The sequence below is a fragment of the Pseudomonas sp. Yb2C2 genome, assembly GCF_052112325.1.
In the GTDB taxonomy this organism is placed as follows: domain Bacteria; phylum Pseudomonadota; class Gammaproteobacteria; order Pseudomonadales; family Pseudomonadaceae; genus Aquipseudomonas; species Aquipseudomonas marginalis.
In genome coordinates, this window is the sequence record NZ_JAVAJK010000024.1 from 1 (window position 1) to 24,131 (window position 24,131).

Sequence of the window (24,131 nt, forward strand, 5' to 3'; positions counted from 1 at the left end):
ACCGGAAGCCGCCGCGGCCCCCGTGCCCGCGACGGTGGTGCCGTTGGCTTTTTGAAAGTCTGCCGGCGACTTGGCCAAGCGTTTGGGGGCCGGGGTTGCCGGTTGGTCTTCGACCTGACGCACGCGCTGCTCCAGCACGGCCAGCGCTTTTTGCTGCACTTCGTACCGCTGCTTGAGTTCCAGGAGTTCCTGTTTGAGGGTTTCGATGTCGCTATCTGGCGCTGCATACAGAACGGATGCGGGCAAGAGCGTACTTAAACAGATCACAGCACGGAGCGTTAACGATCGATGCATGAAATAAGCCGTCCTTTTCTAATGCGTAAGTGTCGACGGTCAGCGTAGTTCAATAACCGAGCGTGCGTAGGGCTTTGAGTTGATCCAGATTGCAGTTCAATGCGCCGTTGTTCAAACCGTTGTTGTTCATCACTACGTTGAGTTGGGTCATGTTGTTGACGAAGTTAGTGTTGCCGGTCAGAACCGTGCCTTGCAGCACATTCCCACCACCGATCTGCTGCAGGCTGTTTCCCTGGTTGTGGTTGGCCTGGATCGCCATCTGCAAGCCACCGTTGTTGGCCGACACGCTCACGCGGCCTGCTGCGCTGTCACCGGTCACCGTACCGCCGGCGACCAGCACTTGCCCCGATTGCACGATGTTGGAGGGCGCAAAACCGTTCTCGACGGTGATGCCCACATTGTTATAGGCGGTGTTGCCATCGCCGGCGGTACGCACGCTTTGTGTCACACCCTGGCCGCTGCCCAGGCCGGCGCCGCCGGTGACCGTGCCGGTGCCGGTGTTCGGGTTCGTGCCGTTGCCGGTCGAGCCGGTGGTTTGTACGTAGAATTGCGGGGTGATGGTCGACGAATCGATCTGCATGCTGGCCTTGCCGGTGATGGTGTCACCCACGGCGTTGGTCCAGGTGCTGCTCATGACAATGCCGAAGCTGATGATCCGCCCCGGCATCACGTAACGACCGCGCAGGTCGGCCATTTCCGAATCCTTGAGCTCGATGGGTTTGAACCCCGACGAAGCATAAGCGGGCATTGAGGCTGCCAGACACAAGACCGTCAGCCAACGGGAAGTGTTCATCTTTTGCTCCTGGAGCGTCCTGCCCCTTATTGCGCTTCTTAGAAGAAGTCGCTCTGGATAAAACCGAAATCCATCAGCTCGGCATCGCCTACGGGCCTGAACTCATTCAACTGGTTCTTGGCGGTCAGTGGCGTGGGCGGGTCGAGCAGGGCGTTGGCCTTGTCGTAACCTTCACCCAGCACGGCGAACACGATGCCGTTCCAGCCCTTGACGAAGTCATCATGGGAATAGCGCTTATGGCCCAGTACCGGGTCGCCGATATAGACCCAGTCCTTGTCGGCCCGCTGCATCACCACGAAGTGCTTGTAGCCACGAATTTCCAGCAGGACCACCACGGGGATCTTTACGGTGACCAGTGTTTCTGGCGCGATTTTGTAGCCCCGGGCACGCATGCCGATGCTTTCGAGGTAGCGCTTCATGTCCAGCATGGAAAAGCCCTGGGTACGCACCAGGTCCTGGTCGGAATTGACCAGCATGCCTTTGATGACGTGATCTTCGTCTACATCCAGCCAATAACCCTGGCGCAGAATGGTAGCGAGTGCCGCAGCACCGCAGCTGAAATCGGTTTTCTGTTCCACCAGGTTGGCGAACCGGCGTTCACGAATACTCTCGACCTTCTTGTAGATCACTGCACCGCCAGGCAGGGCGGAGATCGCCATGGTGCCTGCCCAGGTCGGGCCGGTGAGCAGCATCAGGAGGGTGAGGGTCGCGAGGCGCATGATCATGTGACCTGCTGGACACTGGAATAAAAAAGGGCCTTGTTGCCAAGGCCCCGTTGGATCAGAAGCGCACGCCGCTGGCGCAGACGCTGCAACCTTGACCGATCGACAGGCTGTTGCTGCCTTGGTTGCCCGAGCCGGATTGCAGGTTCACACCCACGTTGCCGGAGTTGCGGTTAACCGAGTTGTCGAGGCTGGAGTTGTTGGACACGTATTGGGCTTTGCTGCCATGGCCATACCCGTAGCTGGTAGCGGCAGTGTTCAGGTAGCTGTTGGCGAGCGAGTTTTGCTCGGTGTTGGCGGCCGCTGCGATGTTTTTGCCATCAGCGGTGGTGATTGCCAGGTTGTTTTTACCCTGGTTGCCTTGACCGGCCTGGCCGTTGTAACCCAGGTTGCCGGAGTTCCCGTTAGCCGAGTTATCCAACGAGGCGTTGTTCTGGGTGCCTTTGTTGACGAAGTTGTTGAGCCCGCTGTTTTGATTGACATCGACGACAGCGAATACCGTTGCAAAGTCACCTTTGGCACTGGAGATGGCGCCGGAGTTGTCGGCCTGGTTACCACTGCCCGCCTGTACGTTGACCCCGGTGTTACCGCTGTTGCTGGTTACCGAGCCGTCGGCAGAGGCGTTGTTTTCGGTTTTGGTGTCATCGAACTTGTTGCCCACGCTGTTTTGCACATCGGTCACGACAGAGGCAACCACACCGGTGGGTTGAGGTGCAGGGTGCCAGCCACCACCTGCTTGAGCAGCAGCAGCCATGAGTGCGGCCAGTGCGAAAACCAGTGGTTTCAGAGCCATTTGAGGTTTCATGGTGTTTCTCCTTGCTTCTAATTAGTTGGTTAAGTGTTGGTACGGTCTAACGAGTGCTACCAAGCGTTTACTTGATAGTGATGCCCAGGGTGTTAGCCACTCGGTTCCCCACCCCGGCACTCTGGTTCACCTGAATCACTCCTCGGCTGCCTGTGAAGGCCTGGTCGCTCGTAACGACAAGGCGGCTGCCAGTGGTGGGGGTGAGCCCTGAGTCGGTTGCCAGCGTCGTGGTGTTCTGTTGCAACAGGACGCTGTCATCGATGCTTTGCGGGCCAGGGTTGATACTGATCCGCACGGCATTGATGGATTGGTTATTGGCCCCGGCGGACTGGTTGATGCCCAGTACACCGTTGCCGTTGGTAAATGAGCTGCCCTGGATCGCCGCCCTGGCGTTCAGGGACGGGTCGACACTGCCGTCGAGGCGCTGGATGTTGACGTTGGTGGCCTGGCCACCGAGCGCGATGGCGCGGCTGTTGGACATTTGCTGCTGGTTGCCGGCCGCCTGGTTGATCGACACGACACCCTGGTATTGTTGGCCGCTGTTGTGGATCACCGCCGTGTCGTCGGCGAATGCCGGGACGCTGGCCAACAGGGCGAGAACGAGCAGGGAACGATTCATCACTTGCCCCCCAGCATGCTGCCGATGTTATTCAACGGCGCCATGCCGCGCTGGACCGAGTCGCTGATCTGCCCGCCCATGCTGCTGCCCGCACCGTGGCCGGCGGCAGAGCCGGCCCCCAAGGTGGACATGCTGTTTTGCGTGGCGTGCAGGCCGGTCAAGGTGCCGTTGGTCTGAACTGCGCGGACAATGCTTGAGCCGCTGCTGATGCCGCCGATATCCATATCACTGAGCTCGCCAGTGGCACCGATGATGTCCCGGCTGGGGTTGGCGTTGGCGGTGGTGGGGTAGGGGTCTTTACCGAAGGCGGCGCGGCCGTACATATGAGCCTGTACGTTGCGCCCTGTCACGATCACGCCATCCTCTGCAAAGCTGGGAACACTGATGCCGACGCTGAGTACACAGCTGATCAGCAGCACGTTCATCGAACCTTGAGTGAGTGTGGCCACGGCGGCATTCCTTATTCGTCGCGCTGACCCTAAACAGCGCTGCAAGGGATAGAGCAGAAGCCGTGCCGCTTTTTATTTGCCGTTGTTATTCAATGCCTTGGATTTGTTTGTGGGCGAAGTGATGTCAGTGCTGTTTCAGCGCTGAGACACCTGCCTCCAAGGCATACACACAGCGGCGTACCACAAACGATTCACCAAGCTGTATCAGCGCTGTAACACTGCCTATGACAAAACGATGAATCCGCACCACACGGGCGGTCCAGGGGAGTCGAGTGTTTCAAAAATGGACACTTCAGGCGCAACGATGCCCCGGCCGGGGTGCAGGCTCAGCCTTTGGGGGATTTACGCGGGATGGAATTGAGTACGGGGTTGCCATCCTGGTTCTGGGTCAGATAGACCGGTAAGACCTTGGGCAAGGAGGGGATGAGGTTATTGACCTCGGTGATGTTGTAGATGCCACCGATGCGAATCGTCCCGGTGTTGGCGTCTGCCAGCATCACCGGTCTGTTCAGGTAGCGGTTGATCAACGGCAACGCATCCACCAGCGCCAGGTTGTCGAGCACCAGCTTGCCCTGGCGCCAGGCCAGGGCGCTGTCATTGGCGGTGATTGCCTGTATACGCGGCGTTGCATCGCCCTGTTGGTAGCTGGCCTGCATGCCCGGCGTCAGGGGCACGCTGCCGTGTGACGAGTCGCTGGCAATCTGCACCGAGCCTTCGAGCAACATCACCCGCACCTGGTCTTCATACTTCCAGACGTTGAACTGGGTGCCCGTGACGCGCACCTGGCCTTCGCCTGCGTGCACGATAAACGGATGCGCGCTGTCATGGCTGACCTTGAAGAACGCCTCACCCTTGTTCAACGTGACGCGGCGCTGATCCTTGTAGTTGCTGTAGACCAGCTCGGTGCCCAGGTTGAGTTCCACCTGGCTGCCGTCGCCCAGAATGACTTGGCGCAAGCCGTTGGCGGCCTGGAAACGCTCATAGGAACTCGGCAGCCAGCCGGCTTCCCAGCCAGTGAAAGCGGCCAGGGGCAAGGCGACCAGGCAGATCGCGGCCGCTACTGCATAGGTGCGCAGCCGGCTGCGCGGCTTGAACGGCACCACCACCGACGGGATCTCGTGGCGCGGCAGGTGGTCGGCGACGTCCCAGATTTCCAGCATGGCCGCGTATTCAAAGGCGTGCAGCGGATGGGAGTCATGCCATTGCGCAAAAGCCTGACGTTCATCCGCTGTGCAATCACTGGCGTGCAGGCGCATGCACCAATGCGCGGCGGCGTCGGTGATGGCGTCATATTCGGCTTCTGAAATGGACTTTTCGCTCATTAACTCATCCTGATTTCGCACATTCTAACCTCCCGAGGTGGACCGCGAGAACAGGCGTCATGGCGATTGCACATCAATTGGAACTTATTCTCGTTTGGGAGCACCTAAAAATCAGGACATTCCCACAATGGAGTACGAAAATGCTGAAGAAAACCTTAGTCGCGCTGTGTGCAACCACTGCTCTGCTTAGTGCGGGCGCTGCCCTGGCCGATAAGCCAGGCGCAGGCTGGATCACCATCGAAAAAGCCATCGACGTTGCCAAGACCAAGGCGGGTTATGTCGAGGTCTATGCGGCGGAAGCCGATGACAATGGCTACTGGGAAGTCAAGGGACGCAAGTCCGACGGTACCGTGTACGAAGCCCGTATCGATGGGGCCTCCGGCAACATCCTGCGCGACCAGAAAGACTGACGTACCTGCCGGGAGCCTGCTCAGGCTCCCGCATCCAGCTCTCGCCCGAGTTGGCTGATCAGGTAGGTGACCGAATCGGCATTGGCCAGAATCGTGTCGATTCGTTTGTCTGCATTGCTCATGAACATGTCCCGTGCCTCATTCAGGGTTCGGCAGCCGGTGATGCCGAGGACTTTATCTTTTTGCGGCGTGGTCGCCCGACTGCTGCCGAAATCCTCCCATTCTTCGCTGAACTCATCCCAGGTTTTGAACAACAGCGTGGCGGGCGTCAGCGTGGACAGCGCGGTATCACGCAAGTCGGCCAGGTCGGTCTGCATCAGCCTGGCACCTTGGATCTTCACATTAATCAGGTCGTGAAACGGGCGCATGCTGTCCAGGTAGGCCAGGTCCTCAGTCAAGGATTTGATGTGCGATATCTCGTGAATCAGCACCGTTGCCCGTGCGTGGGCCGAGATGTTGAACGGCGTGGTCAGGCGGTTTTGATAGTTATCCAGTGGGGGGTCGAAAAAGCGGTCGAGCAAATAGATTTTCTGCTCCTGGTCATCGGGCAGCACAAAGGCAAAGGTGTTGCGCGGGCTGTAGCGATGGGTGCCGCTGACAAACCGCATCGAATCGGGGCTGATGAGGGTATGGTTCGTCAACTCATCGAGTATCTCGTCGACCCGTCGCTCGACTCGCTGCACCTGCTCGGGCGTCAGCGTGACGATGCCGAACAGTTCGCTGAAAAACCGCCCGAGCCGGCTATTGGGGGCCAAATGTGTCGCGAAGTGCAGCAGGTTGCGTTTGCAGTTGACCGAATAGTACGTCGCGACATTGAGCGCTTCATCAATGCACTGGGCCTTCCAGTTGGATAGCGTGGCAATCTCTCGTATGCCCACCGCTTCGATATTGATGGCATCGCGCTCGGCTGCACGGGTGGTTAGTTTGCCGGCGTAGCGGCTTAACGTTTTGCCGTAGCGCGGGTAATGCCGGTCGAGGTCCAGTGTCCACACCCCCTGGGTGTTGCACTGCACATAAGGGCCCGGTAGCTCGTCCTTGATCAACCGCCAGTGTTTGCCGGCTTGTTTTATCGGATAAACCTTGCCCGACAAGGGGATGAACTGCCGCGTGCCGGCCTGATCCCTGTAAAGGCCGGTAGGCTTGCCTGGGGTGAGGTCCGCCAGCGCAATATCGTGGTCTTCGAATACTTGCAGGTGTGTCCGTGCGGGTGCGGTCAGGTCCAGGTCTGCCAGGGTATCCGCAGCAGGCGCGGGGGCTTGCAACCACTGCTCAACGGGGGGCGGCTCCGTGACTGGCGCGTCCTGGGGCAAGAGCTTGTCCAGCGCCTTGCGCAACGCGGCCAATTCGGCCACTCCGGCGGCAAAGGCCTTGAGCGCGCGTTGCCAGCGGTGCTGTTGCAGGTCTTCTGCGGAGGCCAGGAACAGTTTGTAGCTGCGCCACACCACTAGCGGGTAAGCAAGTTTACCGGCCATGAACTGCAAACCCTTGGGAATCTCCCGGGTCAACAGGCTGGTGATCCCGTCCCATTTGACCTTGCCCGACTCAGAGAACTGGCAGGCGAGCATCTGCAGCAGCAACTCAATATTGTCCTTGAACAGGCGCTTGAGCAGGTTGCCGACAATCGGGTTGGCACCCACGCGGATTTCCGAAAGCCCATGACGCCAGTTCTGGCTGAGCAAATTGCGGTAAGTGGCTTGTTGCGATTCTTCCAACTGGCTGACCACCCACTCTTGCAGCGCCCCGGGGGTGGTGAATTCGCTGATGAACGCCGCTTCATTTGCGTATTCCTTCAACAGGTGGCTGGGGCTATAGGGCGCATACAGGATCAACGGGCCCGTCGCGCCGCCCTTCGGGCCGATCAGGTAGCAGCCCAGAGCCTTGACCAGCGCCGCCCCCGGCGTGGCGATCAGTTCGAGCGGGCGAACCATCGCCGTGACGCCGCTTACGCTGTTGCGCGCCAGGGCATCGGGCATATCAAAGACTTGCTGGATAAAGCTCCAGGCTGATGCCGACAGGCGCTCCTGAAGTGTTTGTTCATGGGCGTATTGCAGCAATTGCCACGGCAGTTGCCGACAAAACAATCGACGACGGCGACGGGTGTCTTCGGTCTGGCCCTTGAGCAGGGTGGTCAGTTGTGTCTGGTAGAGACTTTTCAAGTCCAGTTGGCGCACCAGTTGCACCACGGTGCTGCCGTCGAGTGCTGCTGGCAAGGGCGTGTCTGTACGCGATCGCGGCCGGATATCGTCAGCGTTCAGTTCAGGCAAGTGCCGCAGGGCGAAGTCGGTCAGGGTCTGGGTGTGGTTTTGCAGGTCGATACGGCCAGGTATCAATATGGCGTCGGGGTTGACCACTTGCCCGGGAAACCGCGCATTGAGCAAGGTAGATAAGCTACTCACCACCTGTTCGCGCAGGGGTGTGAGGCTGTGCAGGTAATCCTGCTCATCCGTTACGCTGGCGCGGTATTGCTCAAGCAGTTCGGCATGCAGGATTTGTTCATGTGGCCGCGCCATCCCCAGCCAGACCGGCAGTGCCTGTTGATGGATCATGGCACGTGCAATGGCAATGGCCCTGGGCAGGTTGGTCGGTGTGGCCTGGCGGATAAAACTGTCCATGAAGTCCTGAAAGCGTTGAGCGTTCAATTTCATCGACAGTACATGGTCGATCTTGTCGCGCATGAAGTCGCTGTAAGTCTGTTGGCGATTGTGCAGCAGATGCTCGTCGATACGTTGCAGGGGGCCGAGCCGATAGGACTGGTGGGGTATGCGCTTGGAGGGCCTCAGGTTCTCGATCAGCGGTAACCGTGCGGTGGGGCTCAGCAAGCGTTGTTCCAGCACTTCGCGCAGGACGTTGAACGACGCAAAGGCCTCATAGCCGGCACGCGGCGTCCACAGCATTGCCAGCCCTGAATGGTCGGGGTCGGTGCCACCACGCTCGGTCAGTACAAAACAGTTGGTCAGAGCTTCGGGTACGGCGTCAGCCCCGAGGTTGAGGGTCAAGCCAAACGCGTCAGGGATAAACCCGTTGAGGCCACGCCGGGTGAGTCGGGTCATGTTTTCGGCGTGAAGGGCGCTGTCCAGCAGGTCGAGGCAGGCGACCGGCAGGCTCTTTTGTAATCGCCTCAGTTGTGCTTCACCGCTGAGCCCCAGCAACATGCCATGGCTCAGGTGCGCGCGGTTATGTTCCAGGAGTAGATGCGGCAGCGTCCGCAGGTCATGTTCTGCAAAGGTGGTCAGGACCTGCTCGATCACCGCATTGAAGCTGTTCGTGGTCAGGTTGTGCAGTTGGTTGGCGACGCCTGAGCGGCGCTTGCCGTAAAACCAGGTCAGGGGCGAGTCGGTCAAGGCCTCGGCTTGCTTGGCCAGGCGCGCAATAAAGTGCTCCACCATGCTTGTCGACGCCAGGGGCAATCGCTCTTCGCGCTCGCTGGCTGGCGTGGCGTAGCGGTTGATGTAGACGTTGTCGGCTTTGAGGCTCAACTGTCTTTTACCCAGCTCGACGTTCAATGCTCGGCCCACCAACTCGCGCAGGGTCGGGTGTTTGCTGCGCTCCATCGCCATCGCCGCCTCGACCGTTTCCAGCGTCTTCAGCTGTGCCTTGGCCTTTTCGGCATGGACGGTAGAGGGGCGGCCGTTGCCGCTGGTGATGGGATGGACGGACCAGCGCCCGCCGGCGTCCAGCGCCTGCAAACGGCTGTCGAGCATGGTGCGCACGTCCAGGGCATTGTCGAGCAGCGCGGCCAGGTCGATCTCACCTGCGCTACGCCGATAGAGCCCCAGCGCATATTCCAGGTTGTCGAACTGTTTGGCGAGAATGTCTTCGACCATCTCCTGGAACGCATCGCCCGCCACCGGCTTGCCGGTCACTTCTATCTGATCACTGCCAATGAACACGCTACGCTCGTCCAAGGAGAGGAAATTGAGCAACTCATCTTCATGCCCTGCGGTTTTGAGCATGGTCAACAGGATGTCCTTCAGATCATCGATGTCCTTGAGCACCTGCAAGCCGCGTGATTGCGTGTAGAGGTACGCGTGGGCATTGCTGATCATCAAGGTGCCCCCAAGATGGACATAGTGCTGAAAGGGCGCATGGATGCGCACCCTCTCGACGTTCAGGTGGTGGGTATAGGCCGCGCGCGCGGTCTTGTCTGCCAGGAACAGCGCGCGCAGTTGCTCGCTTTCTTCGCTGCTCAGGATCATGTCCTGATGCTTGAACAGCAGGTCTGCGCGACATTTGTCACTCATGACGCGGGCGCAAAACCGTTGGCGCGACTGGTCCGCGTTGACCTCTTGGTTCCAGTACGACTGGAGCAGGCTGTTCAATAGCTTGGAAAGAATGCCGCTGGTTTGCTCGACCACGCTGTTCCATCGCTGCTGGTCCTCGGCCAGTTGCTGCTGGCTGAAGGCTGTGGTGTTTCGGCCGATGTTGAAGAACGAATGAGTCTGGTCGGTTGGCCAGGCATGCCTGACATAAAACCGCAGCAACGCATCACGCAAGGGAAGCGAGTCGACCCAGCGGGCCTCTTCGCCCGTGGCCGGGCGGCTGAAGAAGTTCACGCGAGTGTCGGCCGGGTTCAACCCAGGGAAATAGGAGCGGGCCATGATGCCGAGCAAGGTGTCGAGCATGTCGTTCAGACCGGGGAGCTTGCGCAGTTCATCGAGCATCGCCCGTACATTTTTTTGCTGGTTAGCCAGGATGATCCTCCGTTGGTCGGCCATCACGGCGTCCGCAATCGTGGCGGTGGTCAGCGTCAGGCGCACGTTTATGGGCAACGCGTCCCGTTCGGCAATGGACAGAAACTGGAGCAACTCGCTGCGCCTGCTCGGTTGCGTCAAGCGTTCCTGCACCTCGCCAAGCAGGCCGGCACGGCTGTCGAACAGTTCCAGGCCACCGTAGGGGGTATAGAGCACGGCTTTGTTGGCGTCCGGCGTCGGGCTCATCATGAACGCGCCCGCCAGTGGAATGGCGGGTTGACCGCCGGGGTTGATCAACAACCGTTCTACGTGCATGGGGTTGCCTTGCACCGCGGGGTCCTGGCGGGCTGCGTCGGTGGCGTAGTACAGCGTATGCAACCATTCAAGGTCCTTGACCGTGAACCCCAGGGCACGCTCCCGTGGTGTCGGCTCATTGCGTTTTACGGGAAGCAGGAACTCGTCGAAGAAGTAGGGCGGGATGACCGTCGACATAGGGCACTCTCCATCAGATAGACGTTTACGAGCGCCCACGTTAAGGATTGCGCGGGAGTGCAGGGGGGTAGATAACTCGCGATCAAACCGCCGCAGACGTCAAGCGCCCGTTGACAGCAGGCACCTGAGGCGTTGTTTAATCGGGGGTCTGGATTCTTGTTGTCTCTTCCAATTATAAAATCGGAGCTACAGATGTCTGCCCAGTCCCCGATAGTTGACAACGCTACAGCGCTCATCGGTTTCAACGACCTCGTGGGTTTGTTGCACGCGGTATTCGTGAAGCACGGCACTTCGCCGAACGTCGCCGCGATCCTGGCGCATAACTGCGCCGGCGCCGAACGCGACGGTGCCCATAGCCACGGGATCTTCCGTATTCCCGGTTACCTCAGCACCCTGGCCAGCGGCTGGGTCGACGGCAAGGCCGTGCCGGTCGTCACGGATGTGGCGTCCGGCTTTGTGCGGGTCGACGCCGGCAACGGGTTTGCCCAGCCAGCGTTGCAGGCCGCCCGTTCGCTGCTGGTGGCCAAGGCGCGCAGTGCCGGCATTGCGCTGCTGGCGATCCACAACTCCCATCACTTCGCCGCCCTGTGGCCCGATGTCGAACCGTTCGCCGAAGAAGGCCTGGTGGCGCTGAGCGTGGTCAACAGCATGACTTGCGTGGTGCCCCATGGGGCCGACCGGCCGTTGTTCGGTACCAACCCCATCGCGTTCGCCGCACCGCGTGCCGACGGCGCGCCTATCGTCTTCGACCTGGCCACCAGCGCCATTGCCCATGGCGATGTGCAGATCGCCGCGCGCAAAGGCGAACGCTTGCCTGCGGGTATGGGCGTCGACAGCCTTGGCCAACCGACCACCGACCCCAAAGCCGTGCTGGAAGGCGGGGCGCTGCTGCCGTTTGGCGGGCACAGGGGCTCGGCGTTGTCGATGATGGTCGAGTTGCTGGCAGCGGCCTTGACCGGCGGTAACTTCTCCTTTGAGTTCAACTGGGCCGACCATCCGGGAGCGCGCACACCCTGGACCGGGCAATTGCTGATCCTGATCGACCCAAGCAAAACCGCCGGGCAGAACTTTGCCGAGCGCAGCCAGGAATTGGTGCGGCAGATGCATGCGGCGGGGCTGCGGCGGTTGCCGGGGGATCGACGTCATCGCACGCGGGCGAAGTCGTTGGAGGAGGGCGTGATGGTGGATCTGGAAGCGCTGAACCAGCTGCGGGACTGGGCTACGTAGAGGCTGTCTATCCCGCTCCGCGCAATTCCGTAGCAGCTGCCGAGCGCAAGCGAGGCTGCGTCGGCCGCGCCCCGAGCTTGAATCGGCAGTGCGCCTGACGCAGCCTCGCTTGCGCTCGGCAGCTGCTCCGCACGCATAGCGCTATACGGACGATGTCAGTTACGGCGACCCAACAACAGGCCAACCACCAGGCCGAAGCCTGCGGAGATCGCGACGGTCTGCCATGGATGGCCACCGATGTAGGTCTCGGTGGCATCGACTACTGGCTTGCTACGCTCGCGCACGTTGGATACCGAATCCAGTGCCTGCTTGAGTTTGATGGCGACCTGTTCGCGCAGGGTTTCGCCTTCTTCGCCCACCAGGGCAGCGCTGCTTTTGAGCAGCTTGTCCGATTCTTCGATCAGGGCCGTCAGTTCACTGAATGCTTGATCCTTGATTTGATCTTCAACAGCTTGGGCGGCAGTTTTGCGGGCCATGGGTGTGACTCCTTGCAAGTGAATGTGACAGTGAACAATGGAGTGCCGGGCGGTGGCAAAAGTTGCAGTTTTTTTGCCGGGTCGGCACTGGCGAACGAAATCCGAATCCGGAAAAATCGACCTACAGTGTAAGATGTCGTCTATTTGTGCAGCAGGAATTTCAACATGAGCTTCAATCTCGCCAACAAGACCCTCGCCGAACGCGCCGAGCTGGAAGATGAAAAGTCCCGCCTCTATGACCTGTGGCAGACCAACCTGGGCAAGGCCAAGGGCGAAGCCGCGCGGTTGTTCGGTGAGCGCGCCAAGCGCAAGGGCAGGTGGTCCGAATGGGTCCGCGCCGAACTGGACGGCATGTCGCCACCGGAGTTTTCCAACATGGTGCGCAGTGAAGTCAACAAACTGATGGCGGCGGCGAAGTAAAGCCGGCGGCAATCGCTTCGCGTACTTTAAGCAACATCGGATCAAGCTGGGCCTGGGTGCGCCAACCCAGTTCCACCGGGTATCGCGGCAGTGCCAACGGGCAGGGCAGGACCCGCAGGCCGGTCATCTCGGCGATGGCCTGCGCCGCATGCCCGGGAATGGTCGCTACCGCCTGGCTGCCCTTGAGCAGAAACGGCAGTGCGGCAAAATGACTGGTCGAGGCGCACACCTGGCGGCTCAGGCCCTGCGCTGCCAGCCCTTCGTCGGTGATGCCGATGAACCCGCCTGACGACACCAACACATGCTCGCGGGTGACAAATTCATCCAGGCTGAGGCTTTCCTGGCCTGGCGCCAGGCTGCGTGGGTCCACGACGCAGCGATAATCCCCCTCTCCCAGTACCTGCCGACTCAATCGGCTTTGCGCAAAGCCGCCCGCGGTAATTGCCAGGTCCAGGGTGCGGTCGAGCAGGGCGCCGGCGACGATCTGACTGTGGGTCTGGCGAAAGATCACCCGCAGCTTCGGCAAGCGCTGTGCGATGGTGTCCATCAACCGGCGGCCATAGGCAATTTCGAAGTCGTCGGACAGGCCCACCACCACCGAGCGGCCTTGATAGTTCGGGTTGTCCGGATTGACCATCGCCAGGCTTTGCCGACAGCGCTCCAGCGCCTCACTGATCACCGGTTTCAATTGGTTGGCCCGCAGCGTCGGCGCCAGACCACGGCCGGTGCGCACAAACAATTGGTCGCCATAGACGTCGCGCAGACGTCGCAGGCCTGCACTGATGGCCGACTGCGTGACACCCAGGCGCAATGCCGCGCGGCTGGCGCTGGACTCATCGTGCAGGGCTTCGAAGGTTTTCAGCAGGTTCAGGTCGACCTGGGCGATATTCATCTGGCTCATATCATTCAGCACTGAGGTGGGCTTTATTCATGATCGAGCCTGGCGAGAGAATGGGCAACCCCCTTATCTGGAGTGATCGTGATGCCCGTTTCTACTGTGGCGGCCCTGCAAATCGGTTCCCTGCCTGGCGGCAAGGCCGAGACCCTGGCGCAAATCCTCGCCTATGAAGACGAGATCCTGCGCAGCGGCGCGCAATTGGTGGTGATGCCCGAAGCGCTGCTCGGCGGCTATCCCAAGGGTGAAGGGTTTGGCACCCAATTGGGCTATCGCCTGCCCGAAGGCCGCGAAGCCTTTGCCCGCTACTTTGCCAACGCTATCGATGTGCCAGGCGCCGAGACCGAGGCTCTGGCCGGCCTGTCGGCACGTACCGGCGCCAGCCTGGTGCTGGGTGTGATCGAGCGCAGTGGCAGCAGTTTGTATTGCACCGTGCTGTATGTCGAACCCACGGGCGGCCTGGTGGCCAAGCACCGCAAACTGATGCCCACCGGCACCGAACGGCTGATCTGGGGCAAGGGCGACGGCTCGACCTTGCCGGTGATCGACGCGGCGGCAGGGCGTATCGGCGGTGCGGTGTGCTGGGAAAACATGATGCCGCTGCTGCGCACCGCGATGTACGCCAAGGGCGTCGAGGTGTGGTGCGCGCCAACGGTGGATGAGCGCGAGATGTGGCAGGTGAGCATGCGCCATGTGGCGCATGAAGGGCGCTGCTTTGTGGTCAGTGCGTGCCAGGTGCAGGCCTCGCCCCAGGCACTGGGCATCGAGGTCGCCAACTGGCCTGCAGAGCGCCCGTTGATCGCCGGCGGCAGCGTGATTGTCGGCCCGATGGGCGACATCCTGGCCGGGCCACTGGTGGGGGAGGTCGGGCTGCTGACGGCGCAGATCGACACCGATGACCTGGTGCGAGCGCGGTACGACTATGACGTGGTGGGGCATTACGCCCGCCCGGATGTGTTCGAGCTGGTGGTGGATGAGCGGGCCAAGCCAGGCGTGCGCTATATCACCGACTGAAACCCGGTCGAAATGTGGGAGGGGGCAAGCCCTAACGCCGTTCAGTTAATCCCTGTAGGAGCGAGCTTGCTCGCGAAAAACGCTCAGGCAACGCGTTCATTCTCGATAAACGCGGTGGCCCTGAGTGCTTCGCGAGCAAGCTCGCTCCTACAAAAAGCCAACTGAACGGCATTCTGGCAAGCCCCTTCCACCTTTGGCTCTCTCAGCCTTTGGGCGATTGGGTTTCCAGCCATTCCTCGCGGGTCATTTCCCAGACAGGATCAGGCGTTCGGTAAAAAGTGTCGGTTGCATGGTGTCATTACCAGGTCGCGGTATTCGGCAAGTCCAGCGTGCCACGGTCTACAAAGCGCATCGTGCCGAACAGCCCGCCCGCCAGTTTGCCCCGCAGCACGTAGGGCAGGTTGTTCAAGCTCTGGGTCTGGCTCAGGCCTAAGGTCTGGCGCAGCACGGAAAACGCCGAAACGCTGACCGGCACCATCAGCACGGTTTCGGAAAAACGCGGGATGCTGCCGCGCTGGTCACTCACCCCCGACGCCAGCGGCCGACCATTGACCTCCAGGTCGAGGGCCACGCCGTTGTAGTCGATCGCCGTTTCATTGGGGTTCTGCACCCGCAGTTTCACGGCGAAGCGCACTTCCAGGTCCTGGCTTTGCAGCGGCTCGATGCCCACCACATTGATATTCACCGGGTCGCGGTTGGGGAACAGCGCACAGGCGCTCAAGCTCAGCAGTAGCAGCGATAGAACCATGAGCTTGCGCATGCAAAGGGTGCTCCTATTTCGTGACGTCCGGGTCCTGCATCACTTTGAGGGTAGAGGACTCCGGATCAAATTCATCTTCCTGCAGCTCTATGAACGCTTCCGGCAGGAAAATGTTCAGCAGGATTGCACAGAACGCGCCCACAGTGATCGGCGACTCGAAGATGTTGTGCAGCGCCTTGGGCAGGTCGCGCAACACTTCCGGCACGGCGGCCACGCCCAGGCCCATGCCCAGGGAGATCGCCACGATCAGCACATTGCGGCGGTGCAGCCCGGCTTCGGCGAGGATCTTGATGCCGGCCACCGCCACGGTGCCGAACATGATCAGGGTCGCGCCGCCCAGCACCGGCTTGGGCATCAGTTGCAGCACCGCGCCGATCATCGGGAACAGCCCCAGCAGCACCAGCAGGCCGGCAATGAAGTACGCCACGTAGCGGCTGGCCACGCCGGTCAGTTGGATCACGCCGTTGTTCTGGGCGAACGTCACCATTGGCAGGCTGTTGAAGGTCGCCGCCATCGCCGAGTTGAGGCCGTCGGCCAACAGGCCCGACTTGATGCGCTTGATGTACAGCGGGCCCTTGACCGGCTGTTGGGAAATCATCGAGTTGGCCGTCAGGTCACCGGCTGCTTCCAGGGGCGAAATCAGGAAAATCACCGCCACCGGGATAAACGCCACCCAGTCGAACGAGAAACCGTACTTGAACGGCACCGGCACGCTGATCAGTGGCACGTGGGGCAGGGCGGCCAGGTCGACACGGCCCATCCACCACGCCACCACAAAGCCCAAGGTCAGGCCGATCACGATGGAGCCCAGGCGCAGGAACGGGTTGTTGAAGCGGTTGAGCACCACGATGGTCACTAGCACCAGTGCTGCCAGGCCCATATTGCTCGCGGCGCCCAGGTCGCTGGCGCCAAAACCGCCAGCCATGTCGGTGACGGCCACCTTGATCAGCGACAGCCCCATCAAGGTGATGATGGTGCCGGTCACCACCGGGGTGATCAGCTTGCGCAGCTTGCCGATGAACTGGCTGAGCACCACTTCGATAAACGCCGCGAAAAAGCAGATGCCAAAGATCGTCGAGAGGATCTCATCGGTGCCGCCGCCCCGGGCCTTGACCATGAACCCCGCGCTGAGAATCACGCTGATAAACGAGAAACTGGTGCCTTGCAGGCACAGTAGCCCCGACCCAATGGGGCCGAACGTGCGCGCCTGGACGAAGGTGCCGAGCCCCGACACAAACAGCGCCATGCTCACCAGATAGGGCACTTCGCTTTCCAGACCGAGCACACCACCGACGATCAGCGTCGGGGTGATGATGCCGACAAAACTGGCCAGCACATGCTGCAACGCGGCAAATATCGCCGCACTGAAATGCGGGCGATCCTCCAGGCCGTAGATCAGGTCGGATTTATAGCGGGGGCGGGGGGCTTGAGCGTCAGACAAAATGAGGGCTCGGGTCAGAAAATGGAGGCGCAGGATGCCAGAAACGGCCCAGCGTCAGAAGTGTAAAAAAATATTTATAAAGACCCTGCATAAAACCCCGATTCCTGCCGATACTGCTTATAGGCCCATCTATCAAAAACAACAGTGATGGCCGGTGTCAGGCAGTGCGTTGACGCTGGCTGATCGTTTCGTGGCATGGACGCGCGCCGCCACTCTATATTTCGAGATCGCCCTTATGTCGCTCCGTCACCTGAATATCGCCCCTCGCGCTTCCCTCGGTTTCGCCTTCATCGCCCTGTTAGTGGTGGTGTTGGGCGGGTTTGCGGCCAACCGCATGACGTTGATCCGCCAGGCCTCGGTGGACATGAGCAGCAACCAGCTGCCCAGCGTGACGTACCTGGCCCAGATGACGGAGAACGTCCTGCGCATGCGTATCCTGTCATTTCGGGTGCTGGTCAACCGCGAGCCGGCCGGCCTGCAGGAAGCCGAAACCCGCATCGGCGTGCTGGTCGACAAGGTCAAGACGGCCCAGGCCGGCTACGCGGCATTACCCGCCGGTACGGAGGAAGCGGCGTTGTACAAGACGTTTGTCAGCACCCTGGATAACTACTTCAAGGCCCAGGCGGACATGCTGGCGCTGTCCAAGCAAGGCGACGTCGAGCAGATGCGCACCCTGATCAATACCCGGATCAAGGAAGGCACCGATCAGATGGGCGAGCAGTTGAACAAGCTGATTGCGATCAATGCTGCCAACGCCAAGCAAGCCAGCGACGCGGCAGGGCACAGTTACACCAGTGCCATCACCGGGATTATCGTGGTCTCGGTCAGCGCTGCACTGCTCACGGTGCTGCTGGCCTGGCTGCTGACCCGCAGCATTGTCACGCCGTTGCGCAAAGCCGTTCAGGTGGCTGAAACCATCGCCGGTGGCAACCTGACCAGCGTCGTTGAAGATAATGGCAACGATGAACCCGCGCGCCTGATCAACGCCCTGTCGACCATGCAAACCAACCTGCGCCAGACCATCCAGCACATTGCCGGTTCGGCCACGCAACTGGCCTCGGCGGCGACAGAGTTGAGCGCCGTGACCGAGGAAGCGTCCCGGGGCCTGCAGCAACAGAACAATGAAATCGATCAGGCCGCCACGGCGGTCAACGAGATGACCGCGGCGGTGGAGGAAGTGGCGCGCAATGCGGTGTCCACCTCCGAGGCCTCCAACCAGTCCAACCAGGCCGCGCGGTCAGGTCGCGACCGGGTGATGGAAACCGTCGGCGCGATCCAGACCATGACCCAGGACGTCCAAAACACTGCCGCGATGATCGAAGGCCTGGCCACCCAGGGCCGTGACATCGGCAAGGTGCTGGACGTGATCCGCGCGATTGCCGAACAGACCAACCTGCTGGCGCTCAACGCCGCCATCGAAGCGGCCCGCGCCGGTGAAGCCGGCCGCGGCTTTGCGGTGGTAGCGGATGAGGTGCGGGCGCTGGCCCATCGCACGGCGCAGTCGACCCAGGAAATCGAGAAGATGGTCGCCGGCATCCAGAACGGTACCGGTGAAGCGGTGCAGTCGATGCAACAGAGCAACCAGCGCACCCAGGACACCCTGGAAATGGCCCGCGCCGCCGGCGTGGCCCTGGAGCAGATCACCCAGTCCATCAGCCTGATCAACGAACGCAACCTGGTGATCGCCAGCGCGTCGGAAGAACAGGCCCAGGTCTCCCGCGAAGTGGACCGCAACCTGGTGAACATCCGCGACCTGGCCACCCAGTCGGCGGCGGGGGCCAACCAGACCAGTGCCGCCAGCCACGAGCTCTCGCGCCTGGCGGTGGATTTGAATGGGATGGTGGCGAGGTTCGTTATCTAAGTATTTGGAATACTGGCAAAAATGTGGGAGGGGGCAAGTCGAATCGTCGCACCGCCCCTCCCACATGTGTTTATTGTTTCCAAGCCCCTGGGTTGACCAGGTTCTTCGGTTTTTCACCCGCCAACGCCTGCAACAGATTGTCCACCGCACACGTGGCCATCGCCTCCCGCGTCTCATGGGTCGCCGAGCCGATATGTGGCGTCGCCACCACGTTGTTCAGACGCAGCAACGGTGAGCCGTGATCAAGCGGTTCCTTTTCGAACACATCCAACCCCGCCGCCCGAATCGTACGTTGCTGCAAGGCCTCCACCAGCGCGGCCTCGTCCACCACCTTGCCCCGCGAGATATTGATAAAGATCGTCTCCGGGCCCATCCGCGCAAATTGTTCGGCGCCGATCAGCTTTTCGGTTTCAGCCGTGAGCGGCAGGGTCAGGCAGACAAAATCGGCCTGTTGCAGCAAATCGTTAAGGCTGCGGTACTGCGCGCCAAAGCGCTGTTCCACCGCCGGCTTGGGCGAATGGCTGTGGTAGATCACTGGCATGCCAAAACCGAAATGCCCGCGCTGGGCCAAGGCTTCGCCGATGCGGCCCATGCCGATGATGCCCAGGGTCTTGCCATGCACGTCGCTGCCGAAGTGTGAGGGGCCGATATTCTTGTTCCACTGGCCGGCGCGCACCATGTCGGCCAGCTCCACTACACGCCGGGCGGTGGCCAGGATCAGCGCGAAGCCGGTGTCGGCGGTGGTTTCGGTGAGCACGTCCGGGGTGTTGCTGAGCAGGATGCCGCGCCGGGTCAGGTAGTCGATATCGTAGTTGTCGACCCCCACGGACACGCTGGCCACGGCCTCCAGTTGCGGTGCGAGATCCAGCAACCCGGCATCCAGGCGCAGGCTGGCACCGAGCAGGCCGTGGGCGTTGGGCAGTGCATCGCGCAGCTTGGCCAGGCCAGTCTCGTCCAGTGCGTCTATCAGGGTGACGTCGCACTGTTCATGCAGGCGCGCCATTAACGGTGCGGAGAGCTTCTTGTACAGAACCACAGATTTTTTCATGGGGTTTTCACCTTCAATTCGAGGGTCGAGATGGGCGCGCGTTCACGGTCACTGGCGCCGGGCTTGAGGAAAATCGTCAGCACCACCGACAGCATCAGCGCGCCGCTCATCAGCAGGTACGAGGCGCCGGGCGAGCCGGTGCTGCTATTGAGGTAGCCCACCAGGTAGGAGCCGCCGAACGAGCCGAGGGCGCCCATGCTGTTGATCAGCGCCATGGCGCCACCGGCGACGTTGGCGGGGAGGATTTCCGGGACGATGGCAAAAAACGGTCCGTACGGCGCATACATGCAGGCTCCGGCAATGACCAGCAGGGTGTAGGACCACCAGAAATGTTCGGCGCCCAGGGCGTAGGAGGCATAGAACGCGATGGAGGCAACCAGCAGTGGCGGCCATACGAAGCGTTTGCGCTTTTGCAGTTTGTCCGAGCCCCACGACACCGCCAGCATGGCGATCACGGCAGCGAGATAGGGCAGGGCCGAGAGCCAGCCGGCTTCGACCATGTCCATCTGCAGGCCTTTCTTGAGGATCGACGGCAGCCACAAGACGAAGCCGTACACGCCGATGCTCCAGCAGAAAAACTGCAGCGCCAGGATGATCACCTTGGGCGAACGGAACGCTTCGGCGTAATTCTTCACCGCCTTGATACCGACCTGTTCGGCGGCCAGCGCGCTTTCCAGGTCTTTTTTGTGCTGTTCGCTCAGCCACTTGGCATCTGCGGGTTTTTCATCCGCCAGTTTCCACCAGATAAACGCCCACAGCACCGCCGGCAGGCCTTCGATGATAAACATCCAGCGCCAGCTGAAATGCTGCACCAGGTAGCCGGACACCACCGACATCCACAGCATGGTCACCGGATTGCCGAGGATCAGGAAGGTGTTGGCCCGCGAGCGCTCGGCACGGGTGAACCAGTGACACAGGTACACCAGCATGGCCGGCATCACGGCGGCCTCGACCACGCCGAGCATGAAGCGAATGACGATCAGCATGTAGGCGTTGGACACCACGCCGGTCAGGGTGGCCAACCCGCCCCAGAGGATCAGGCTGACGAAAATCAGCTTCTTGACGCTGCGCTTCTGCGCGTAGATCGCACCCGGCACCTGGAAGAAGAAGTAGCCAAGGAAAAACAGTGCACCCAGCAATGACGACATACCGGGGGTGATCATCAGGTCCTCGGCCATCCCGGAGGCGGCGGCAAAGCCGTAGTTGGCGCGGTCCAGATACGCCAGGCTATAGGTGATAAAGACGATGGGCATGATGTACCACCAACGGCGGGTGGCGAGTTTCACGGTGTCCATAAGGTTGCTCCTGAGCTTGTTGTAGTTGTGGCAACAGGGTGTGGGTCAAGCGACGGATCGGGTGGGTAATTCGGAGCGGGTGGGCAAGCCTTCCATATCGCCGCGGCTTTGCACGGCGCGGCTGCCGATCCAGTTACCCCGTTGTACCGCCTCGGGGAAGCTGAGGTTTTCCAGCAGGGCGCTGATCATGCCCACCGCAAACCCATCGCCGGCGCCGACGGTGTCCACCACCTTGTCCACGCGCACGGCGGCGACAAAGCCCTGGTCCAGCTGGGTGCGGAAGTAGGCGCCGTCCGGGCCGAGCTTGATCGCCACGGTTTCGGCGCCTTGGTCGAGGTAGAAGGCGGCGATATCCGCCGGGTCGTCGAAACCGGTGAGCAGACGGCCTTCGCCCAGGCCCGGCAGGACCCAGTCGGCGAGACCGGCGAGGGCGTTGATTTCGCGGATCATCTGTTCCTGGCTGGTCCACAGCGACGGACGCAGGTTTGGGTCGAACGACACGCTGCCACCGGCTTTGCGCATCTGTGTCATCAACTCGCGGGACAGCTCGCGGGTGGCCTCGGACAAGGCCGGCGGAATGCCGGTGGCATGCAGATGGCGGGCCTGCAACAGCGCCGGGCTGATGGCCGCAGTGGACAAATGGCTGGCGGCCGAGCCCTTGCGGAAATACTCCACCTGCGGGTCATCGCCGGCTTCTTCGCGGGACTTGAGTTGAAAGCCGGTGGGGTGCGCCGGGTCGACCGCCACGTGCCGGCAATCCAGGCCTTCTTTTTTCAGCGTGTCGACCACAAAACGCCCGAGGGAATCATTGCCCACCCGGCTCAGCCAGGCGACGTTGAAGCCCAGGCGCGACAGGCCGATGGCGACATTGCTGTCGGCGCCGGCAATGCGTTTGTGAAACTGTGCCACCTGGGCCAGGTCGCCGGTCTGCTCGGCGACAAACATCGCCATGGTTTCGCCAAACGAGAGGATATCGATCTCAGACATGGGCATTCTCCCCACGGGGTTGGCCAAGGAGGGCGAGGGCTGCGACCTGTTGCGCGGTGACGTCGACCAGGTCATCGCCCTGCAACGGGAATTCCACCGCCCGTGTAATGCCTTGAGTCATGTGCGTGAGCAGTTGTTCCCACAGATGCAGGTCGGTGGCGCCGGGCGGCAGCGCCACCAGCTTGCCGTCCGCGCGACGGGCCACGGCCTTGCAGTGCAGATAGTCGACGTGCCGGCCGAGCAGGCGCGCGGCGGTCAGGGCGGACTGGTCCTGCCACTGCCAGTTGCCGATATCGAAGGTCATCTTCACCGGCAGGCCCAGGCGTTCGACCTCGGTGAAGAAGCGCTGCATCGGCTCAATGCGCCCGCCGTGCAGGGTCTGGTCGTTTTCCACCAAGAGCTTGACCGGATGGCGGGCGAGCAGGGCGTGCAGGCTTTCCAGGTCGTTGGTGTCGGTGAAGTAGCCGAGGGAGACTTTCAGCCAGCGCGCACCAAAGGCCTGGGCGCGGTCCAGGGTTGCGTTGAGGTCGGCATTCGGCTGGGCGCGGCCGGCGATCCACAATTCCAGAGGCGATGAGAACACACACTCCAGGCCTTGCTCGGCGGCAGCCTGGGCCAGTTGTGCAGGTTGCTCGCTGGTCAGCAGTTCTTCGCGCCACTCGATGCGCCGGGCACCGGCGGCGGCCAGCAATTCGACAAAACTCAATTGGCCTTGCTGGCGGACCAGGTCGGCGCCGTAGCTGGAAAGGCTGATGGAGACGGGGTATTTGTGCATTGTCGTTTACCTCTGAAACCGGTTTCATTTTTTGCGTTAAATATCTAATCGACTCTGCCTTAGCAGCTGCCGAGCCTTGGCGAGGCTGCGTTTGCGGTGTGTCAGGTACGCCGCCGACGCAGCCTCGCCAAGGCTCGGCAGCTGCTACGTGCAGGGGCGCTGGGTTGAGCCTCGGATGATCAACTGGGGCAAAAAGTCCAGGGTTCGGGTCGGTTCGGTGTCACCGCGCAAGCGCTTGAGCAGGCAGTCGAACGCACTGGCGCCAATCGCTTCGGTGGGTTGGGCGAGGGCGGTGATGCCGTTGCCCACCAGCGGGTACCAGTCCAGGTCATCCAGGGCGATCAGCCCCACGTCGTCGAACAGCTTGCAGTCCAGCGCCTTGAGCGCACGGGTGCAGGCCAGTGTGGCGACGCCGTTGGCACAGAACACCGCCTTGGGGCCGGGTTTGGCGAGAAAGGCTTGCAGGCGTTGTTCCAGCCCGTCATCGAGCGCCAGCACCGCGCCGGTCAGCGCCGGGCGCCGGGCGATTTCGCTCTTGAAGCTGTCCAGGCGCTCCAGCCGTGAACTGGTGCCATCGCAGGCCTCGCTCACCAGCAATACATCGCGATAACCCTGTTGTTCCAGATGCTCCACCGCCATGCGCACCGCCGCCGGGTTATCCAGCCCCACCAAGTCGCTGTGCAGCGGCTCGACCTTGCGGTCTACCAGCACCAGGGGCATTTCCCGCTGCAGTTCCAGCAATTGGTCGAGGTGATGGCCGAGGGTGTTCACGATCAGCCCTTCGATGTTGTACGAGCGCAGCGCCGCCAAATGCTGGCGCTCCTGCTCGTCATCGCGGTCGGTGTTGCACACCACCAGGCTGTAGCCATGCCGGCGGCAGGCGGTTTCGACGCCGTGCATCACGGCAATGGAGTAGGGGTTGCGGATATCGGCCACCAGCATGCCGATCAGGCGCGTGCGGCCACGTTTCAGCCCGCGGGCCATCTGGTTGGGGCGGTAGCCGAGCTGTTCGATGGCGTGTTCGATGCGCAGGGCGATGGCATCGGAGAGCAGGGCGCGGTCGTCGCCGATAAAGCGCGACACACTGGCCTTGGAGACGCCGGCGTGTTGGGCGACGTCGAGCATGGTGACGCGGGTGCGCTGGGCGGCGGAAAAAGGAGTCACGGTCGCAGGCCTTTCTTATTGGATGAGTCGGTTTCAGCCGTGGCTTGGCAGGCTGAAACCGGTTTCAGAAGACATCAACTCGCTCATTTCGTCAAGCGTCTCATGCCCTCGGCATCGCTTGATATCCGACAAGTGGCGATACCCACCTGTTAGTTCTGACAGTATTCGACG

At 61.4% G+C, this 24,131-nt stretch carries 21 protein-coding genes and 1 pseudogene; 5 read left to right on the forward strand and 17 right to left on the reverse strand.

Features of this window, described 5'->3' with window-relative positions:
• The 7 genes and pseudogenes from Q8X51_RS26465 to Q8X51_RS26495 all read right to left on the reverse strand — a co-directional run.
• Positions 1-294: pseudogene (locus tag Q8X51_RS26465) on the reverse strand (hypothetical protein); the annotation flags it as partial.
• Between the two features lie 49 nt (positions 295-343).
• Positions 344-1,087 carry a hypothetical protein gene (locus tag Q8X51_RS26470; RefSeq protein WP_027606449.1) on the reverse strand — a complete coding sequence of 248 codons (744 nt, stop codon included), beginning with the start codon at positions 1,085-1,087 and terminating at the stop codon, positions 344-346.
• A gap of 38 nt (positions 1,088-1,125) precedes the next feature.
• The gene (locus Q8X51_RS26475; protein WP_065927976.1) at positions 1,126-1,806 is read right to left on the reverse strand and encodes a C39 family peptidase; all 681 of its coding nucleotides are present in this window, start codon (positions 1,804-1,806) and stop codon (positions 1,126-1,128) included.
• Between the two features lie 61 nt (positions 1,807-1,867).
• On the reverse strand, positions 1,868-2,614 hold the full coding sequence (locus Q8X51_RS26480) for a hypothetical protein (protein WP_027606447.1): 747 nt from the start codon (positions 2,612-2,614) through the stop codon (positions 1,868-1,870).
• 67 nt (positions 2,615-2,681) lie between these two features.
• Positions 2,682-3,233, reverse strand: a complete 552-nt coding sequence (locus tag Q8X51_RS26485; RefSeq protein WP_407694586.1) for an adhesin — start codon at positions 3,231-3,233, stop codon at positions 2,682-2,684.
• Positions 3,233-3,682, reverse strand: a complete 450-nt coding sequence (locus Q8X51_RS26490; RefSeq protein ID WP_065927885.1) for a hypothetical protein — start codon at positions 3,680-3,682, stop codon at positions 3,233-3,235. The genes Q8X51_RS26485 and Q8X51_RS26490 overlap by 1 nt, the downstream gene beginning before the upstream one ends.
• Before the next feature lie 326 nt (positions 3,683-4,008).
• Entirely contained in the window at positions 4,009-5,004 is a 996-nt protein-coding gene (locus Q8X51_RS26495) for a FecR family protein (RefSeq protein WP_074846428.1), read from the reverse strand.
• Positions 5,005-5,144: 140 nt separating this feature from the next.
• Here Q8X51_RS26495 and Q8X51_RS26500 point away from each other — a divergent pair, with 140 nt between their 5' ends.
• The gene (locus tag Q8X51_RS26500) at positions 5,145-5,414 is read left to right on the forward strand and encodes a PepSY domain-containing protein (protein ID WP_065927883.1); all 270 of its coding nucleotides are present in this window, start codon (positions 5,145-5,147) and stop codon (positions 5,412-5,414) included.
• Between the two features lie 20 nt (positions 5,415-5,434).
• On the opposite strand, the gene Q8X51_RS26505 is transcribed toward Q8X51_RS26500, so the two are convergent.
• Positions 5,435-10,597, reverse strand: coding sequence for a dermonecrotic toxin domain-containing protein (locus Q8X51_RS26505; protein WP_407694587.1), 5,163 nt, complete (start codon positions 10,595-10,597; stop codon positions 5,435-5,437).
• Between the two features lie 192 nt (positions 10,598-10,789).
• On the opposite strand from Q8X51_RS26505, the gene Q8X51_RS26510 reads away from it, so the two are divergent.
• Positions 10,790-11,824, forward strand: coding sequence for an Ldh family oxidoreductase (locus tag Q8X51_RS26510; protein WP_407694588.1), 1,035 nt, complete (start codon positions 10,790-10,792; stop codon positions 11,822-11,824).
• 155 nt (positions 11,825-11,979) lie between these two features.
• Here Q8X51_RS26510 and Q8X51_RS26515 read toward each other — a convergent pair whose 3' ends face one another.
• Entirely contained in the window at positions 11,980-12,300 is a 321-nt protein-coding gene (locus Q8X51_RS26515) for a DUF883 family protein (protein ID WP_032887039.1), read from the reverse strand.
• Between the two features lie 165 nt (positions 12,301-12,465).
• Between Q8X51_RS26515 and Q8X51_RS26520 the strand changes: the two genes are divergently transcribed.
• A complete protein-coding gene (locus Q8X51_RS26520) occupies positions 12,466-12,720 on the forward strand; it encodes a hypothetical protein (protein WP_065927880.1) in 255 nt (84 codons plus the stop codon).
• Here Q8X51_RS26520 and Q8X51_RS26525 read toward each other — a convergent pair.
• Positions 12,692-13,612 carry a LysR family transcriptional regulator gene (locus tag Q8X51_RS26525; RefSeq protein WP_065948656.1) on the reverse strand — a complete coding sequence of 307 codons (921 nt, stop codon included), beginning with the start codon at positions 13,610-13,612 and terminating at the stop codon, positions 12,692-12,694. The genes Q8X51_RS26520 and Q8X51_RS26525 overlap by 29 nt on opposite strands.
• Positions 13,613-13,702: 90 nt before the next feature.
• Between Q8X51_RS26525 and Q8X51_RS26530 the strand changes: the two genes are divergently transcribed.
• Positions 13,703-14,629, forward strand: coding sequence for a carbon-nitrogen hydrolase family protein (locus Q8X51_RS26530; protein ID WP_065927878.1), 927 nt, complete (start codon positions 13,703-13,705; stop codon positions 14,627-14,629).
• Positions 14,630-14,927: 298 nt separating this feature from the next.
• On the opposite strand, the gene Q8X51_RS26535 is transcribed toward Q8X51_RS26530, so the two are convergent.
• Together Q8X51_RS26535 and Q8X51_RS26540 are read right to left on the reverse strand one after the other, a co-directional pair.
• Positions 14,928-15,389 (reverse strand): LEA type 2 family protein, encoded by a 462-nt coding sequence (locus Q8X51_RS26535; RefSeq protein WP_065927877.1) that lies wholly within the window; start codon positions 15,387-15,389, stop codon positions 14,928-14,930.
• Between the two features lie 13 nt (positions 15,390-15,402).
• Positions 15,403-16,830, reverse strand: coding sequence for a nucleobase:cation symporter-2 family protein (locus tag Q8X51_RS26540; RefSeq protein WP_065927876.1), 1,428 nt, complete (start codon positions 16,828-16,830; stop codon positions 15,403-15,405).
• Between the two features lie 235 nt (positions 16,831-17,065).
• On the opposite strand from Q8X51_RS26540, the gene Q8X51_RS26545 reads away from it, so the two are divergent.
• Positions 17,066-18,691: a methyl-accepting chemotaxis protein gene (locus tag Q8X51_RS26545; RefSeq protein ID WP_027606434.1), complete on the forward strand. Its 1,626-nt coding sequence runs from the start codon at positions 17,066-17,068 to the stop codon at positions 18,689-18,691.
• Positions 18,692-18,761: 70 nt separating this feature from the next.
• On the opposite strand, the gene Q8X51_RS26550 is transcribed toward Q8X51_RS26545, so the two are convergent.
• The 5 genes from Q8X51_RS26550 to Q8X51_RS26570 all read right to left on the reverse strand — a co-directional run bounded on the left by Q8X51_RS26550 (position 18,762) and on the right by Q8X51_RS26570 (position 23,960).
• A complete protein-coding gene (locus tag Q8X51_RS26550) occupies positions 18,762-19,739 on the reverse strand; it encodes an NAD(P)-dependent oxidoreductase (RefSeq protein WP_065948654.1) in 978 nt (325 codons plus the stop codon).
• On the reverse strand, positions 19,736-21,034 hold the full coding sequence (locus tag Q8X51_RS26555; protein WP_065927874.1) for an MFS transporter: 1,299 nt from the start codon (positions 21,032-21,034) through the stop codon (positions 19,736-19,738). The genes Q8X51_RS26550 and Q8X51_RS26555 overlap by 4 nt, the downstream gene beginning before the upstream one ends.
• Positions 21,035-21,079: 45 nt before the next feature.
• Positions 21,080-22,021, reverse strand: coding sequence for a sugar kinase (locus tag Q8X51_RS26560; RefSeq protein ID WP_407694589.1), 942 nt, complete (start codon positions 22,019-22,021; stop codon positions 21,080-21,082).
• Positions 22,014-22,796: a sugar phosphate isomerase/epimerase family protein gene (locus Q8X51_RS26565; protein WP_027606430.1), complete on the reverse strand. Its 783-nt coding sequence runs from the start codon at positions 22,794-22,796 to the stop codon at positions 22,014-22,016. The genes Q8X51_RS26560 and Q8X51_RS26565 overlap by 8 nt, the downstream gene beginning before the upstream one ends.
• 144 nt (positions 22,797-22,940) lie before the next feature.
• Positions 22,941-23,960 (reverse strand): LacI family DNA-binding transcriptional regulator, encoded by a 1,020-nt coding sequence (locus Q8X51_RS26570; protein WP_407694590.1) that lies wholly within the window; start codon positions 23,958-23,960, stop codon positions 22,941-22,943.
• Positions 23,961-24,131 lie beyond the last annotated feature (171 nt).